This is a genomic window from Pseudomonas sp. FP1154 (genome assembly GCF_030687245.1).
GTDB classification, from domain to species: Bacteria; Pseudomonadota; Gammaproteobacteria; order Pseudomonadales; family Pseudomonadaceae; genus Aquipseudomonas; species Aquipseudomonas rhizophila.
Map to the genome: position 1 here is coordinate 354,053 of NZ_CP117465.1, position 15,529 is coordinate 369,581.

Consider the following 15,529-nt stretch of genomic DNA (forward strand, 5'->3'; position numbering starts at 1 on the left):
TTTGCGGCGGGCCGCTGGCCGCTGACACTTCTCTTGAGGACACAGAGTATGAGTTTTATCCCTACCGATTTGCATTTTGCCGAAAGCCACGAGTGGGCGCGCCTGGAAGCTGACGGTACCGTCACCGTGGGCATCAGCGATCATGCGCAGGAAGCTCTGGGTGATGTGGTGTTTGTCGAACTGACCGAGGTCGGTAAGGTTTATTCCGCGGGTGACCAGGCCGGTGTGGTGGAGTCGGTAAAAGCCGCTTCCGACATCTACTCGCCGATCAGTGGCGAAGTGATCGCAATCAACGAAGACGTGGGCGGTTCACCGGAACTGCTGAACTCCGATCCCTACGGTGCATGGATCTTCAAGCTCAAGCCAAGCGACAAGGCCGAGCTGGACAAGCTGCTTGATGCAGCAGGCTACAAGGCCGCTATCGGCGAATAAGCAACAAACCTGTGGGAGCGAGCCTGCTCGCGATGGCTGTGGGTCAGTCAATATGGTTGCCACTGATCCACCGCCATCGCGAGCAGGCTCGCTCCCACAGGTTTTAAGTGCCTTGGAGAGAATTGCCAGGCAAAAAAATGCCGCTCAATCGAGCGGCATTTTTTATCGGTCTGGAATCAGTCCTGGGCGACGGCGTTTTTCGCCAGGATCGCGTTGGCCAGCTCCATGTCGGTGGCCTGCAAGCCCGGGTTGTCGGCACGGACTTTCTGCATCGCAGCTTCCAGGTATGGACCACGGATACCGCCGTCGCTGGCAACGAAGCTGCCGGCGTCGTCCTGAGCGGCGACGATCAGCTTGTTATCCTTGAAAGTCAGGTAGGTGGAACCGGTGGTTGCACCGGACGAGATGACGTTACGCCAAAACGTGTCGGCCATTGCCGAGCCGACAGGAAGAGCAAGCAAGGCCAAGGTCGCGACAGCAAGTTTGAGACGCATGATAGGTGACTCCACTGGGTTAACTATGACTTTGGATAACCAACTCCTCGATTGAGTTCCATGACGTCTCAGTCAGCCCGTTCTACCAGCAGCACCGCGCCTTCCTGTGCCACCACCCTGACCCGCGTGCCCACGGGCGACTCGGGCCCCTTGGCCAGCCAGACACTGTCCGCCACCTTGATCTTGCCGCGTCCATCGATAATCGCTTCATGAATCTGAAAGACCTTGCCGATCAGTTCCTGCCCGCGCAGGTTCAGGAGCGGTTGATCGCTTTGGCGTACTGCGCTGCGCTGGCGTCGCCACCAGTACAGTGCTGTCGCGATGGCGAAAAGGCCGAACAACAGGAACTGCATTTCCCACGGCATCTGCGGCAGGATGAACGTGAGCACGCCGACCGCGGCGGCGGCTATGCCGATCCACAGTAGGTAGCCGCCGGCGCCAAACACTTCGAGGATCAGCAGGATGACGCCCAGCGCCAGCCAGTCCCAGTACGATAGTTGTTGCAGGAACACCCACATATTGGCGCCTCAGGCTTTCTTGCTGTCGAAGGTGGCCTTGACGATCTCACCGATGCCACCAACCGCTCCGATGACCTGACTGGCTTCCAGCGGCATCAGGATCACTTTGCTGTTGTTGGCCGACGCCAGGCGGCCCAGCGCATCAATGTATTTTTGCGCGACGAAGTAGTTCACGGCCTGGACGTTGCCGTCTGCGATTGCCTGGGATACCACCTGGGTGGCCAGCGCTTCGGCTTGCGCTTGACGCTCGCGGGCCTCGGATTCCAGGAACGCGGCCTGGCGGCTGCCCTCTGCCTCGAGGATTTGCGCCTGCTTCTTGCCCTCTGCGGTGAGAATCGCCGACGCTCGCAAGCCCTCGGCTTCCAGGATTTGGGCACGCTTGATGCGTTCGGCTTTCATCTGCCCTGACATGGCGGCCATCAGGTCGGCCGGTGGGCTGATGTCCTTGATCTCGATCCGGGTGATCTTGATGCCCCACGGTGCTGTAGCTTCATCGACAGTGCGCAGCAGTTTTTCATTGATGCCATCACGCTGGCTCAGCATCGCGTCCAGCTCCATGGACCCCAACACGGTGCGGATATTGGTTTGCAGCAGATTGCGGATCGCGTGCTCGAGGTTGTTGACCTCGTACGCAGCCTGGGCGGTATTGACCACTTGGAAGAAGCACACTGCGTCGATCTGTACCGTGGCGTTGTCGGCGGTAATGACTTCCTGAGGTGGGATGTCCAGTACGCTTTCCATGACATTGATCTTGCGGCCGATGCGATCCATCACTGGGATGATGATGTTCAAGCCGGGCTTGAGGGTGTTGGTGTAGCGGCCGAACCGCTCGACAGTCCATTGGTAGCCCTGGGGCACGACCTTGAAGCCCATGAATAGGATGGCGACCACGAGGCCGATAAAAAGTAAAAGTACGCTACCGATCTGCATGACTGTTCCCTGTTCTGATTGAAAATGACTTGCGCGCCCTGAGTGTAGGGCAAACGGCCATTGTCATCACTCAGTGGGAGCAAAGCTTGCTCGCGATGCAGGCGCCATGCTTCCTTGGGAGACCGCGTCATTTTCATCGCGGGCAAGCCTTGCTCCCACAGCCTCTCCCCACAGCTACTTCTGCTCGCTCTGCGGGGTCACGCGCAGGACTTCCTCAACGGTCGTCAGCCCTGCGGCGACTTTTTGTGCGCCCGATAACCGCAAGCTGCGCATCCCTTCCTTGAATGCCTGGCGACGCACCGCCAGCAGGTCGGTGTCGGGGTGAATCAAGCCTTTGACGCTGTCGGTCAGTTGCATGATTTCGTAAACCCCGGCGCGGCCGCGATAGCCGGTGTCACGGCATTCCAGGCAGCCGACGGCCTGTTGGGCATTGGCCGGCAACGGGGCCTGCCAGGGGCGTGTCAGGGTCTGCCAATCGTCTTCATCCAGGGTCAGAGGGGCCTTGCAGTGCGGGCACAGCGTGCGTACCAGGCGCTGGGCCATGACGCCGAGCACCGTGGCCTTGATCAGGTAATGGGGCACGCCTAGCTCCAGCAAGCGACTGATGGCGCTCGGTGCATCGTTGGTGTGCAGGGTCGAGAGGACGAGGTGTCCGGTGAGCGCCGCCTGGATCGCCATTTCAGCGGTTTCCAGATCGCGGATCTCGCCGATCATGATGATGTCCGGGTCTTGCCGCATCAACGCACGCACGCCGGCGGCGAAGGTCAGGTCGATGTTGTGCTGCACCTGCATCTGGTTGAAGGACGCCTCGACCATTTCAATCGGGTCCTCGATGGTGCAAAGGTTTACCTCTGGCGTCGCCAGCTTCTTGAGGGTGGTGTAGAGGGTGGTGGTCTTGCCCGAACCGGTGGGGCCGGTCACCAGGATGATGCCGTTGGGCTGACGGGTCATGTCTTGCCAGCGGCGCAGGTCATCGGCGGAGAAGCCGAGCTGGTCGAAGTCCTTGAGCAGTACTTCGGGATCGAAGATCCGCATGACCATTTTTTCGCCAAACGCCGTGGGCAGCGTCGACAGGCGTAATTCCACTTCGCCACCGTCCGGAGTCTTGGTCTTGACCCGACCGTCCTGGGGCTTGCGCTTTTCCGCGACGTTCATCCGCCCCAGGCTCTTGAGGCGACTGATGATCGCCATCGTCACCTGCGGCGGGAACTGATAGACGGTGTGCAGCACCCCATCGATGCGAAAGCGCACCGTGCCCTGCTCGCGACGCGGTTCGATGTGGATATCGCTGGCACGTTGCTGGAAGGCGTATTGGAACAGCCAGTCGACAATGTTGACGATATGGGCGTCGTTGGCGTCCGGCTCCTGATCGCTGGCGCCCAGGTTGAGCAGTTGTTCGAAGTTGCTCAGATTGCTCGGTTGTTGATCGACCGTAGTGGCACCGCTGACCGATTTGGCCAGGCGATAGAACTCCACGCTCAGGCGCTGGATATCCACCGGGTTGGCAACGACCCTCTGAATTGGCAGCTTGAGTACATGGGTCAGGTCCGCTTCCCAACTGCTGACGTAAGGCTGGGCGCTGGCCACCGTGACTGCGTCGCGGTCTACAGCCACCGCGAGAATCTTGTGGCGCTGGGCAAAGGCGTAGGACATCAGCGGCGTGACGGCCGCCACGTTGATTTTCAGCGGGTCGATGCGCAGGTAGGGCTGGCCGGCCTGCTGCGACAGCCAGAGGGTCAGGCTTTCCAGGTCCAGGCGCTTGCCGGGGCGGCTGAGATCGTCCAGATGCTGGTTGGCGATGAACTCCAGTGGGTGCAGCTGGGCGCTGACGCTATGGCGCCGGCGCGCATTGAGTGCGGTTTCGGCGCAGTCCTGGCTGATGAAGCCCTGGGCGACCAATTGGCGCAGCAGATCATTGAGGTCCAGCCAGCGGTCCTGAGTGGCGTGTTTGGTGGACATGCGGGTTCCTATTGGACAATTGCAGCAAAGCCGCGATACAGACGCTTCGGCGTCCTCGCTCGGTCTGCAAAAGAATAGTCCCGACACTATGGACCGTTGGGCCACTACCCGACCAATGCGTTTCGAATTCTTGCCGGCAGCCGTTCAGCCTGCCGCCTGGGCCGGCTCAAGGCGCGCACTGTCAGCGTCTTGCAGGTCCACGGAGCACACGCTGATCAGGTTACGTAATTTTTCAGCGAGCACTTGGGCACGGTGCCAGCTCAACCCGTCCATGAGGATCTCCATCGACAGCAGATCGTCGTCGCGTTCGACGTGGACCTGCCGGGGTGTCAGGCCTTGCAAGGCAAACAGATTCAGCGCCCGGCACAGCAGATCCGGTTCGGCTTCGGCCCGCAGATGGTAGTGGGCGCGACAATGGCGATTCTGGGCGTGCCAGACATCGGGTCGGTTGGAGGTGACGGCTTCGAGAGGGGGCATGGACGGTCTCCGGGGATGTGGAGAAATGTTTACATGCGCGACGGGGTATTTCTTATCTAATATGAATGATTATTCAGATCCGGTGAATCGTATGATTCTGGATTAAGCCTAGAAGAGGTTTATTTATGCACGGAGAGTTGGACGGCTACGACCGCAGGATCCTGGCGCTGCTCCAAGAGGATGCTTCGCTGTCCAGCGCGCAGATCGCCGAACAGGTGGGCTTGTCCCAATCACCCTGCTGGCGGCGGATTCAACGGATGAAGGAGGAGGGGATTATTCGCGGTCAGGTGACCTTGCTCGATCGCAAGAAAATCGGCCTCAACACGCAGATATTCGCCGAAATCAAACTCAACGCGCACGGACGTTCGAACTTCACCGAGTTCACCGAAGCCATTCGCGGCTTTCCCGAGGTGCTGGAATGCTACGTGCTGATGGGGTCGGTGGATTTCCTGCTGCGCATCGTCACGGCGGACATCGAGGCGTATGAACGCTTCTTCTTCGAAAAGCTGTCGATGGTGCCGGGGATCCAGGAAGTGAACTCGATTGTGGCGCTGTCGGAGATCAAATCGACGACGAGTTTGCCGGTGGTGCGCTGAGCTTGTTTTTGCGGTGTTTGTGCTGGCCCCCATCGCGAGCAGGCTCGCTCCCACATGGGATCTCTGTTCGCCGAAGATCCATTGTGGGAGCGAGCCTGCTCGCGATGGCGATGTTACAGGCGCAGCAAAGTCTTCCAGGCCCGATTCTGATAAACCGCGATCGCCTGTTGCTTGCGCGCTTCCAGGGCTTCTTCGGTAATCGGTTCGTTGGCCAGTTGCGCCAGTTTGTTCAGCTCACCGTAGAGGCGGTCCATCTCCGGGATTTCCAGCACATGGCGAGCGTGGTGCAGCCAGGCCTGGATGCGTTCAATGCGCGGCAGCTGTTCGGCCAGGTCTTCCGGCTGTTGCTGATAGCGTTGCAGTTGCAGCGACGAGGACTCTTCGCCCAGCAGGCGCGGCAGCCAGCTAGCCAGTTGGGCGGCACCCTGGCGATTGCCGCGGGTGTTGCGCTCGGCAGCCCAGCTGCGGGCCAGCAGCCAGCGTGAGGTGTTGAGGGAGAATTGGCCCCAGCGCGGGTCTTGCAGCTCTTCAAGGAACTGTTCCGGCGCGGCCTTGCGCACGTCTTCGTCATCCAGGCCGGCCTGGACCAACGGGCGCCAGTCTTCCAGCAGTGCGTCCAGGGCGACGCGCAAGTCATGCGTCGATTGGCGTGGTGCGGCCTGGCCGAGGCTGCTGAGCAGGGCGCGCAATTCGGCCAGGTTTTCCACCCAATCCTGCAGCAGGCGCCAGTGGCCGTTAAAACGATACTGTTCGGCCAGACGCTGGCTGCTGCCCAGCAAATGCCAGCTCAGCGCGGCAAAGGCATCATCGAGTGGCATCTCGCCGGTCAATTGCGGGGCCGGCAGACTCAGGGCATAGCTGTTCGCATCGTGCAGGCGATAACCACGCTCGGCCTTGCTGATATCACACGGCATCAAGGGCAGGGTCGCGGCCAGCTCGGCGGCCAGTTCCAGCAGGGCAGCGGGTTCACCTTCGCGCAATTCCAGCTCCAGCTCGCAGATTTCTTCCTTCTGCTTGCCGACCACGACGTGGCCCAGGTCCAGCGCGGCCTCGATGACCACTTTGCTTTTGCCGCGGCCCCAGGCGATTTCCGCGCGTTCACGCACGAAATCGGTGGTGAAGATGGCCTTGAGGGTTTTCTTGTCCAGTTCGGCCAACGCCTCTGGCCAGCATTCGCCATCGAGTTTCTTCAGGTCGAGCTTGGCTTTGGGCAGGTGCCAGTCGTACTCGTTGCGCTCGGACAGGCCGGCGATGCTCTGGCCGCGAGTCTTGAGGGTCTGGATCACCTCTTCGCCGTCGCGACGCAGGCGCAGGGCGACCTTGGCCCCAGCCAGGTCACGCTCTGGCGTGTCGAAATACTGGTTCATCAGTTCGTGGCGTTCCCAGCCGCTTTTGTTGCGTTTCTTGAGCAATGGGTGCTCGCGCAAGGCTGCCAGGGTCTCGCGGCTGACGCGGAGTTTGATTTCGGTTTCTTTCTGCATGGCCGGAAAATCCAGGGATCGGGTGCGCAGCCGGGGGAAGGTGTGGCTGCCAAGGCCGTGCAGTGTACAGGACTCATCCGTTCTACGCGCCGCGGCGGTTTATGGGAGTGTCCTGTCTCACCAATACTGTTCCTTTTTGGTGAGACAGGACACTCGCGCAAGATGGTTCTATGATGGACATCAATTTGTAAGTCCGGAGCCAGCGATGCCTTTGCCCACCCTGAAAGATCAGTTCGCTGCCCTGATCGCCGCGCCTTCGGTCAGTTGTACCCAACCTGGGCTGGACCAGTCCAACAGTGCCGTGATCGAGCTGCTGGCGGGTTGGCTCGCCGATCTGGGGTTCTCCTGCGATATCCAGCAGGTCAGCCCCGGCAAGTTCAATTTGCTGGCCAGTTTCGGCAGCGGTCCCGGAGGCCTGGTACTGGCCGGGCACAGCGACACGGTGCCGTTCGACGGCCAGTTGTGGCAGACCGATCCGCTGAAGCTCACCGAGGTCGATGGCCGTTGGGTTGGCCTGGGCAGTTGCGACATGAAGGGTTTTTTCGCCCTCGCCATCGAAGCGGTCAAGCCCTTGCTGGAGCAACCGTTCAAGCAGCCCTTGCTGATCCTGGCCACTTGCGACGAAGAAAGCTCCATGGCCGGCGCCCGTGCCCTGGCCGATGCCGGAAGGCCGTTGGGGCGTGCGGCGGTGATCGGCGAGCCGACCGGCCTCAAGCCGATTCGGATGCACAAAGGCATCATGATGGAGCGCATCGACATTCTCGGGCGCAGTGGTCATTCCTCCGACCCGAGCCTGGGTCACAGCGCCCTTGAAGCGATGCACGACGCTATGGGCGAGTTGCGTGGCCTGCGCCTGCAATGGCAGCGCGAATTTCGTAACCCGCAATTCACCGTGCCACAGCCAACCCTGAATTTCGGCTGCATCCACGGCGGCGACAACCCCAACCGGATTTGCGGCCAGTGCTCCATGGAGTTCGATCTGCGGCCATTGCCCGGCATGGACCCGAATGTCTTGCGGGCGGCGATCCAGCAGAAGCTCAATCCCATCGCCGAGCGCCATAAAGTCAAGATCGACTACGCACCGCTGTTCCCCGAAGTGCCCCCCTTCGAGCAGGCCGAAGACTGCGAACTGGTGCGAGTGGCCGAGCGACTCACCGGCCATCGTGCCGAAGCAGTGGCGTTTGGCACCGAAGCGCCTTATCTTCAGCGTCTTGGCTGCGAAACCCTGGTACTTGGCCCCGGCGATATCGCCTGTGCCCACCAACCGGGCGAGTACCTTGAAATGTCACGTTTGCAACCTACCGTGCAGCTATTGCGGCAACTGATCGAACATTACTGCCTGACACCGGCCATGGCCGGCTAAATTGCCCACATCCGGGCCCGTATTCATGAGGAGAGCGCGCGTGTCGCCAAGCCTGTTCCGACGATAACCATCAGCCCGCTGTGCGTTCCGTTTCGTCTTTTTTCGGCTGCTATTTATTTACAGGCCCAGGTTCATGCCCGAATACGTCAATTGGCTTCGTCACGCTTCGCCCTACATCAACGCCCACCGCGATTGCACCTTCATCGTCATGCTGCCCGGCGATGGTGTGGAGCATCCGAACTTCGGCAACATCGTCCACGACCTGGTGCTGCTGCACAGCCTTGGCGTGCGCCTGGTGCTGGTTCATGGTTCGCGTCCACAGATCGAAACCCGCCTCGCCGCGCGGGGCCTGACGCCCCATTACCACCACGGTATGCGCATCACCGACGCTGCAACTCTGGAATGCGTGATCGACGCTGTCGGCCAGCTGCGCATCGCCATTGAAGCGCGCCTGTCGATGGACATGGCGTCCTCGCCGATGCAGGGTTCGCGCCTGCGGGTCGCCAGCGGCAACCTGGTGACGGCACGGCCCATCGGCGTACTGGAAGGCGTGGATTATCACCACACCGGCGAAGTCCGTCGGGTCGATCGCAAGGGCATCAATCGCCTGCTGGACGAACGCTCCATCGTCCTGCTGTCACCATTGGGCTATTCGCCGACCGGGGAGATTTTCAACCTCGCCTGCGAAGACGTGGCGACCCGGGCGGCCATCGACCTGGCAGCCGACAAACTGCTGCTGTTCGGTGCCGAGCAGGGGCTGATCGGCGAAGACGGTCGTTTAGTGCGCGAGTTGCGCCCGCAACAGGTCCCGGCCCACATGCAACGGCTGGGCAGCGACTATCAGGCCGAGCTGCTGGATGCGGCGGCCCAGGCCTGTCGCGGCGGTGTGGCGCGCAGTCATATCGTCAGCTACGTCGAAGACGGTGCGTTGCTGGCCGAACTGTTTACCCGCGATGGCAGCGGTACGCTGGTGGCCCAGGAACAATTCGAGGTGGTGCGCGAAGCGGCCATCGAGGATGTCGGCGGTTTGCTGGACCTGATCAGCCCGCTGGAAGAACAGGGGATTCTGGTGCGTCGTTCCCGCGAAGTGCTGGAGCGTGAGATTGAGCAGTTCAGCGTGGTCGAACGCGAAGGCATGATCATCGCCTGCGCGGCGCTTTATCAGATCGCCGATTCGGATGCCGGGGAGCTGGCGTGCCTGGCGGTGAATCCGGAATACCGCCACGGCGGTCGTGGCGATGAGCTGCTGGAGCGGATCGAAACCCGGGCTCGGGCCAAAGGGCTCAAGACGCTCTTCGTACTCACCACCCGTACGGCCCATTGGTTCCGCGAGCGGGGCTTTGAGCCCAGCAGTGTCGAGCGCCTGCCAGCGGCGCGGGCATCGCTGTACAACTATCAGCGCAACTCGAAAATCTTCGAAAAAGCCCTCTAGGCGTCCTGCCAGGGGGTGAGCCGCACATCGGAGTGAACCGCGTAGCTGCGACCTTCTTGATTCCAGACAATGATCCGTCCGGCTGGAATCCATCAAGATCGCAGCTACGCTGTTTTGTCCATGAGTGCTGCATTTGGAGTGCTTGGGAGCCCCGCCGCGTTTCCAGGATCGCCACAGTGCAGGACCGCTATCAATAAAAACATTCAGTAATTCACAGACTGGCCGATATGCCATGTCACGGTTGGATGACGCTTTGATGGCGGTGATATTTCCAAATGAGCTGAAAACTTATGAAACAATTCTTTTTAGATTTATAAACAAACCATTATTCTGCGGGCCGATGTCGCGGGGTTAGACGATGGTCGTAATCACAAATGCTTACGATTGACTTGCCAGTCACGGTCTGGCGCTAATCACGCATCCGCGGATTCCGGGCGTTCGACCCGGAACCAAAGACACACAAGAATTAGAAAACGAGAGGAGCGAAGCATGAACAAGTCCACCTTGGCCCTGGCTGTGGCCGTTGGGGTTCTGGCGCAGCAGGCAGGCGCCGCGGGTTTTATCGAGGACAGCAAGGCGTCTGTCAGTTCTCGTACGTTGTATTTCAATAACGATAACCGTGAAACGGGCACTGAAGATCTGCGCGAAACGGGCACCGGCCTCAAATTCGACTACAAATCTGGCTTCACGCAAGGTGTGGTTGGTTTCGGCATCGACGCTCAGGCGCTGGTTGGTATTCGTCTCGATGGGGGGAGGGGTCGTAACGCCGGCTCCTATATGCCAGCCGATACTGATGGTTCGGGTGTGCATGAGTGGAGCCGTTTGTCCGGCAACGTAAAGGCACTTTTCTCCAAAACCGAAGCTCACGTGGGTGGCGCCCTGGCACCAAACCTGCCGATCCTGGTTGCCAACGACAGCCGTCTGCTGCCACAGACCTTTGAAGGTGGCACCATCACCTCCAAGGAAATCGACAACGTTACTTTCAACGCTGGTCAGTTGGAACACGCCACAGGTCGTGCATCGAGCAACAGCACTGGTCTGGCAGTGGCGGGCGGTACCGAGGAAAGCAACCAGTTCCGTTACGCCGGTGCTGACTGGAAGGTCACCAAAGACCTGACCCTGCAGTACTACTACGCCAACCTGCAGGATTACTACAAGCAGCACTTCCTGGGCGCGGTACACGTTTTCCCGATCAGCGAGGGGCAATCCTTCAAGACCGACCTGCGCTATTTCGACAGCAGCTCGGATGGCCGTAACGGCGACGCGGGCTATCGCTTCAACAACAACAGTGGCTATGCCAAGAACCCGGGCGAGGTCGATAACAAGACCTGGAGCGCGATGTTCACTTACACCCTCGGCGGCAGTGCCTTCCTGTTGGGTCACCAGCAAGTCGGCGATGACGGTGGTTTTGTCTACCTGAACCAGGGCAACGTAGTTGATGGCAACGGTCGCCCCGAAGGTGCCGGTGGTGCGAGCTTCTACCTGTTCACCGACAGCATGATCAACGGTTTTGTCCGTGCCGGTGAAAACACTACTTTCGGCCAATACTCCTACGACTTCGCTTCCTTGGGCGTCCCAGGCCTGAAAGCCTCGGTTTCCTACCTGCGTGGTGATGACGTTAAAACCGTCAGCGGCTCAAGCGATTACTCCGAGTGGGAACGCGACATGCGTGTGGATTACGTCATCCAGCAGGGTGCGTTGAAAGGCTTCGGTACCACCGTGCGTCACGGCTCCTACCGCAGCAGCGGTGTTGGCGATGATCAGGATCAGACTCGCGTGATCTTCAACTACACTTACAACTTCATGTAAGACGTAGCGAAGTAAAGAAGCCCCGCCCGGCAGCACGCCGGGCGGGGCTTTTGCGTCTTCGGATCAGGCCCACCCCTGTAGCCTTCTCCGAACCTTCTCCTCTTTCAGCAACTCGAGGCCTTCTCGAAACCTCGGAAATAATCATGAGCGGCTAGGCCCGAAGCCGCCAGTGAACAGTTTTTTATATTCGCTATTGATCTAGATAAATGGATATTGATTCTTTTTAAAGCAATCAAAACCGGTGCACAGTTTGGACTCACAAAAACCATCAGGAGCCGCACCATGAGCCTCAGACTCGGCGACATCGCCCCCGATTTCGAACAGGATTCCAGCGCCGGCAAGATTCGCTTCCACGAGTGGCTCGGCGATAGCTGGGGAGTGCTGTTTTCCCATCCGGCGGATTTCACACCGGTGTGCACCACCGAACTGGGCCTGACCGCCAAGCTCAAGGACGAGTTCGCCAAACGTGGAGTCAAGGCCATTGCTCTCTCGGTAGACCCGGTGGACTCGCACCACAAGTGGATCGAGGACATCAACGAAACTCAGAATGCGGTGGTCAATTTCCCGATCCTGGCCGACGCCGACCGCAAGGTGTCAGACCTGTATGACCTGATCCACCCCAACGCCAGTGACACGCTGACCGTGCGCTCCCTGTTCGTGATCGATCCGAACAAGAAAATCCGCCTGACTATCACGTATCCGGCCAGCACCGGGCGCAATTTCAACGAGATCCTGCGGGTGATCGACTCATTGCAACTGACCGACAACTACAAGGTGGCCACACCGGCCAACTGGCAGGACGGCGATGAAGTGGTGATCGTGCCGTCGCTCAAGGATGAGGACGAAATCAAACAGCGCTTTCCCAAGGGTTACCGCGCGGTAAAACCTTACCTGCGCCTCACTCCGCAGCCCAATCGCTGACGCAAAACCTAAACCTGTGGGAGCGAGCCTGCTCGCGATAGTGGTCTATCAGTCGACATCGCCGCCGGCCGCCATCGCGAGCAGGCTCGCTCCCACAAAGAGGATCTCTGTGCACTAAGGGTTTTGGCCGTTCCGACGGCCTTTTTTACGTCTTGATGTTTATATCTCTTTATCGAATAAACAAATGAAAAAATATGATTTAAGGATATATAAACCGGCTGTTATGGTTTGCTCCATCCCGCGAGATCGCCCACTGCGCATCGCACGTGACAGTTAAGGAATGGTTGGTATGTTGGTTGTCTCGCTCGGCGGCAGTCCTAGCCAGCGCTCCCGTTCAGGAGTGCTGCTGGAGCGCTCACAACGTTGGTTGCAACAACAGGGGGTGGAAGTGGTGAGCTATCAGGTGCGGGATTTTCCCGCCGAGGATTTGCTCCATGCCCGCTTCGGCAGCCCCAAGGTGGTGGACCTGCTCGCCCAGATCGAAAACGCCGACGGGCTGTTGATCGCCACGCCGGTCTACAAGGCGTCTTTTTCCGGTGCATTGAAGACAGTGCTGGACCTTCTGCCGGAACGTGCCCTGGCCCATAAGGTGGTATTGCCCATGGCCACGGGCGGCAGCATCGCCCATATGCTGGCGGTGGATTACGCCCTCAAGCCGGTGCTGTCGGCGCTCAAGGCCCAGGAAATGCTCCATGGGATTTTCGCCGAAGACAGCCAGGTCGCTTATGGCGAAGGCAGTGCCCAGGCGCAGTTGGCCCCGGCCCTGCAAGCGCGCCTGAGCGAAGCGCTGGAGCAGTTCTACAGCGCCATGGCTCACCGGCCAAAGCCGCTGGACCCCAGCGTATTGAATGAACGCCTATTGAGTGCTCGCTGGAGCATCTGACCCGATACATCACTGATTCAACTCCACCTTACTCAGCCGCCAACGGCCAAGCAGGTGCAGCCAAAACCCCACAGCAAAAGGAGAGGCGCCATGCGCACTGTCATTTTGCGTCGCGGGCTGGTCGCTCTGTTTGCTGCGGCTGTGTCCTTCGGCGCCATCACCCAGGCTCAAGCCGAGACCCTTCGGATCGGTTACCAAAAATACGGCACGTTGGTGCTGCTCAAGGCCAAGGGTACTTTGGAAAAGCGCCTCGCCGCCCAGGGCGTGGTCGTGCAATGGACCGAGTTTCCCGGCGGCCCCCAACTGCTTGAAGGCTTGAACGTCGGCTCCATCGATTTTGGTGTGACCGGCGAAACCCCTCCGGTATTCGCCCAGGCGGCCGGCGCTGACCTGCTTTATGTGGCTTACGAGCCGCCCGCGCCTGACAGCGAGGCGATCCTGGTGCCCAAGGGCTCGCCCATCCAGTCGGTGCAGGACCTCAAGGGCAAGAAAGTCGCGCTGAACAAAGGCTCCAACGTCCACTACCTGCTGGTCCGGGCACTCGAAGATGCAGGCCTCAAGTACGCCGATATCCAGACCGTTTTCCTACCACCGGCCGATGCCCGTGCGGCGTTCGAACGTGGCAGCGTGGACGCCTGGGTGATCTGGGATCCGTATCAGGCGGCCGCTGAGCAACAGTTGCAGGCACGCACCCTGCGTGACGGCAAAGGCATCGTCGATAACCACCAGTTCTACCTCGCCACCAAACCCTATGCGCAAAAAAATCCCCAGGTCATCACGACGCTGGTGGAAGAAGTGCGCGCGGTGGGGGAGTGGTCCAAGGCCAACCCTGAAGAGGTGACCCAGCAGGTAGCGCCGCTGCTCGGCCTGCCGGCGGACATCACCCTGACGGCGGTGAAACGCCAAGGCTACGGGGCGTTGTTCCTCACGCCGGACGTGGTGGCGGCGCAGCAGAAAATCGCTGACCGCTTCTACCAGCTCAAATTGATCCCCAAACCCTTGAGCATCAAGGACGTGATCTGGACGCCGCCGGCGGCCGTTGCGAAAGCGCAGTAATTCGATCCCTTAGGAGACCACTCCATGAGCCTCAATATTTTCTGGTTCCTGCCCACCCACGGCGATGGCCATTACCTTGGCACTGCTGAAGGCGCCCGCGCCGTTGATCACGGCTACCTGCAGCAGGTAGCCCAGGCGGCGGATCGACTGGGTTTCGGCGGTGTGCTGATTCCTACCGGACGTTCCTGCGAGGACTCCTGGCTGGTGGCCGCTTCGTTGATTCCGGTGACCCAGCGCCTGAAGTTCCTCGTCGCCCTGCGCCCCGGGATCATTTCCCCGACGGTGGCGGCGCGCCAGGCCGCGACGCTCGACCGGTTGTCCGGTGGACGTGCGCTGTTCAACCTGGTGACCGGCGGCGACCCGGACGAACTGGCTGGCGACGGCCTGTTCCTGGACCACGAGCAACGCTACCAGGCGTCGGTGGAATTCACCCGCATCTGGCGCCGGGTGCTGGAAGGCGAAACCGTGGATTATGACGGTGAGCACATCAGTGTGAAGGGCGCCAAGCTGCTCTATCCGCCGATTCAGCAACCGCGTCCGCCGCTGTATTTCGGCGGCTCGTCGGAGGCTGCCCAGGATCTTGCGGCCGAACAGGTGGAAATGGTGCTGACCTGGGGTGAGTCGCCCGCAGCCGTCGCGCAAAAAATCGAACAAGTGCGGGCCAAGGCCGCGAAGCTTGGCCGTACCGTGCGCTTCGGCATCCGCCTGCATGTGATCGTGCGTGAAACCAACGCCGAAGCCTGGCGAGCGGCCGACCGGCTGATCTCCCACCTGGACGACGACACCATTGCCCGTGCGCAGGCCTCCCTGGCGCGTTTCGATTCGGTGGGCCAGCAACGTATGGCCGCGTTGCATGGCGGCCGACGCGACAAGTTGGAAGTCAGCCCCAACCTGTGGGCCGGTGTCGGCCTGGTGCGCGGCGGCGCCGGAACGGCGTTGGTGGGCGATGGCCCGACCGTGGCGGCCCGGGTCAAGGAGTACGCCGACCTTGGTATCGACACCTTTATCTTCTCCGGTTATCCACACCTGGAAGAGTCCTATCGCGTGGCGGAACTGCTGTTCCCACACCTGGACGTGGAGCGCCCGGAGTTGCCGAAGAGCCAGGGCTATGTGAGCCCGTTTGGTGAAATGGTCGCCAACGACATTCTTCCCAAAGCCGCGTCCCAGAGCTGAGGCGG

15 protein-coding genes are annotated in these 15,529 nt (G+C 60.3%); 9 read left to right on the top strand and 6 right to left on the bottom strand.

Annotation, left to right across the window (positions count from 1 at the left end):
- Window positions 1–48 precede the first annotated feature (48 nt).
- On the top strand, window positions 49–432 hold the full coding sequence (gene gcvH, locus PSH91_RS01575) for a glycine cleavage system protein GcvH (protein WP_047226076.1): 384 nt from the start codon (window positions 49–51) through the stop codon (window positions 430–432).
- Window positions 433–608: 176 nt separating this feature from the next.
- Here gcvH and PSH91_RS01580 read toward each other — a convergent pair whose 3' ends face one another.
- The 5 genes from PSH91_RS01580 to PSH91_RS01600 all read right to left on the bottom strand — a co-directional run bounded on the left by PSH91_RS01580 (window position 609) and on the right by PSH91_RS01600 (window position 4,810).
- Window positions 609–929 carry a DUF2388 domain-containing protein gene (locus PSH91_RS01580; protein ID WP_171061308.1) on the bottom strand — a complete coding sequence of 107 codons (321 nt, stop codon included), beginning with the start codon at window positions 927–929 and terminating at the stop codon, window positions 609–611.
- 65 nt (window positions 930–994) lie between these two features.
- Window positions 995–1,444 carry an NfeD family protein gene (locus PSH91_RS01585; protein ID WP_047226074.1) on the bottom strand — a complete coding sequence of 150 codons (450 nt, stop codon included), beginning with the start codon at window positions 1,442–1,444 and terminating at the stop codon, window positions 995–997.
- Between the two features lie 9 nt (window positions 1,445–1,453).
- Window positions 1,454–2,374, bottom strand: coding sequence for an SPFH domain-containing protein (locus PSH91_RS01590; protein WP_047226073.1), 921 nt, complete (start codon window positions 2,372–2,374; stop codon window positions 1,454–1,456).
- A 174-nt stretch (window positions 2,375–2,548) separates the two neighbouring features.
- Window positions 2,549–4,333, bottom strand: a complete 1,785-nt coding sequence (locus PSH91_RS01595) for a GspE/PulE family protein (RefSeq protein ID WP_274091170.1) — start codon at window positions 4,331–4,333, stop codon at window positions 2,549–2,551.
- Between the two features lie 144 nt (window positions 4,334–4,477).
- Entirely contained in the window at window positions 4,478–4,810 is a 333-nt protein-coding gene (locus tag PSH91_RS01600; protein ID WP_047226071.1) for a hypothetical protein, read from the bottom strand.
- Between the two features lie 125 nt (window positions 4,811–4,935).
- Between PSH91_RS01600 and PSH91_RS01605 the strand changes: the two genes are divergently transcribed.
- Entirely contained in the window at window positions 4,936–5,406 is a 471-nt protein-coding gene (locus PSH91_RS01605) for an Lrp/AsnC family transcriptional regulator (protein ID WP_047226070.1), read from the top strand.
- 113 nt (window positions 5,407–5,519) lie between these two features.
- Here PSH91_RS01605 and PSH91_RS01610 read toward each other — a convergent pair whose 3' ends face one another.
- On the bottom strand, window positions 5,520–6,887 hold the full coding sequence (locus PSH91_RS01610; RefSeq protein WP_047226069.1) for an inorganic triphosphatase: 1,368 nt from the start codon (window positions 6,885–6,887) through the stop codon (window positions 5,520–5,522).
- A 205-nt stretch (window positions 6,888–7,092) separates the two neighbouring features.
- On the opposite strand from PSH91_RS01610, the gene argE reads away from it, so the two are divergent.
- The 7 genes from argE (at window position 7,093) to ssuD (ending at window position 15,524) form a co-directional block, all read left to right on the top strand.
- Window positions 7,093–8,250 (top strand): acetylornithine deacetylase, encoded by a 1,158-nt coding sequence (gene argE, locus PSH91_RS01615; RefSeq protein WP_305467101.1) that lies wholly within the window; start codon window positions 7,093–7,095, stop codon window positions 8,248–8,250.
- 133 nt (window positions 8,251–8,383) lie between these two features.
- Window positions 8,384–9,682 (top strand): amino-acid N-acetyltransferase, encoded by a 1,299-nt coding sequence (gene argA / locus PSH91_RS01620; protein WP_047226067.1) that lies wholly within the window; start codon window positions 8,384–8,386, stop codon window positions 9,680–9,682.
- A 489-nt stretch (window positions 9,683–10,171) separates the two neighbouring features.
- Window positions 10,172–11,491 carry an OprD family outer membrane porin gene (locus PSH91_RS01625; protein WP_305467103.1) on the top strand — a complete coding sequence of 440 codons (1,320 nt, stop codon included), beginning with the start codon at window positions 10,172–10,174 and terminating at the stop codon, window positions 11,489–11,491.
- 282 nt (window positions 11,492–11,773) lie between these two features.
- Window positions 11,774–12,412: a peroxiredoxin gene (locus PSH91_RS01630; protein WP_047226065.1), complete on the top strand. Its 639-nt coding sequence runs from the start codon at window positions 11,774–11,776 to the stop codon at window positions 12,410–12,412.
- Between the two features lie 289 nt (window positions 12,413–12,701).
- Window positions 12,702–13,295 (top strand): NADPH-dependent FMN reductase, encoded by a 594-nt coding sequence (gene ssuE / locus PSH91_RS01635; RefSeq protein ID WP_305467104.1) that lies wholly within the window; start codon window positions 12,702–12,704, stop codon window positions 13,293–13,295.
- Between the two features lie 90 nt (window positions 13,296–13,385).
- Window positions 13,386–14,351 carry a sulfonate ABC transporter substrate-binding protein gene (locus tag PSH91_RS01640; RefSeq protein WP_305467106.1) on the top strand — a complete coding sequence of 322 codons (966 nt, stop codon included), beginning with the start codon at window positions 13,386–13,388 and terminating at the stop codon, window positions 14,349–14,351.
- A 24-nt stretch (window positions 14,352–14,375) separates the two neighbouring features.
- On the top strand, window positions 14,376–15,524 hold the full coding sequence (gene ssuD, locus PSH91_RS01645) for an FMNH2-dependent alkanesulfonate monooxygenase (protein ID WP_047226062.1): 1,149 nt from the start codon (window positions 14,376–14,378) through the stop codon (window positions 15,522–15,524).
- Window positions 15,525–15,529 lie beyond the last annotated feature (5 nt).

What these genes read in the sequence shown, in the direction of transcription:
- PSH91_RS01595 (WP_274091170.1), bottom strand. Translation starts at nt 4,333, where the DNA reads ATGTCCACCAAACACGCCACTCAGGACCGCTGGCTGGACCTCAATGAT.
- PSH91_RS01600 (WP_047226071.1), bottom strand. Translation starts at nt 4,810, where the DNA reads ATGCCCCCTCTCGAAGCCGTCACCTCCAACCGACCCGATGTCTGGCAC.
- PSH91_RS01640 (WP_305467106.1), top strand. Translation starts at nt 13,386, where the DNA reads ATGCGCACTGTCATTTTGCGTCGCGGGCTGGTCGCTCTGTTTGCTGCG.
- PSH91_RS01585 (WP_047226074.1), bottom strand. Translation starts at nt 1,444, where the DNA reads ATGTGGGTGTTCCTGCAACAACTATCGTACTGGGACTGGCTGGCGCTG.
- gcvH (WP_047226076.1), top strand. Translation starts at nt 49, where the DNA reads ATGAGTTTTATCCCTACCGATTTGCATTTTGCCGAAAGCCACGAGTGG.
- ssuD (WP_047226062.1), top strand. Translation starts at nt 14,376, where the DNA reads ATGAGCCTCAATATTTTCTGGTTCCTGCCCACCCACGGCGATGGCCAT.
- PSH91_RS01590 (WP_047226073.1), bottom strand. Translation starts at nt 2,374, where the DNA reads ATGCAGATCGGTAGCGTACTTTTACTTTTTATCGGCCTCGTGGTCGCC.
- PSH91_RS01605 (WP_047226070.1), top strand. Translation starts at nt 4,936, where the DNA reads ATGCACGGAGAGTTGGACGGCTACGACCGCAGGATCCTGGCGCTGCTC.
- argA (WP_047226067.1), top strand. Translation starts at nt 8,384, where the DNA reads ATGCCCGAATACGTCAATTGGCTTCGTCACGCTTCGCCCTACATCAAC.
- PSH91_RS01630 (WP_047226065.1), top strand. Translation starts at nt 11,774, where the DNA reads ATGAGCCTCAGACTCGGCGACATCGCCCCCGATTTCGAACAGGATTCC.
- PSH91_RS01610 (WP_047226069.1), bottom strand. Translation starts at nt 6,887, where the DNA reads ATGCAGAAAGAAACCGAAATCAAACTCCGCGTCAGCCGCGAGACCCTG.
- ssuE (WP_305467104.1), top strand. Translation starts at nt 12,702, where the DNA reads ATGTTGGTTGTCTCGCTCGGCGGCAGTCCTAGCCAGCGCTCCCGTTCA.
- argE (WP_305467101.1), top strand. Translation starts at nt 7,093, where the DNA reads ATGCCTTTGCCCACCCTGAAAGATCAGTTCGCTGCCCTGATCGCCGCG.
- PSH91_RS01625 (WP_305467103.1), top strand. Translation starts at nt 10,172, where the DNA reads ATGAACAAGTCCACCTTGGCCCTGGCTGTGGCCGTTGGGGTTCTGGCG.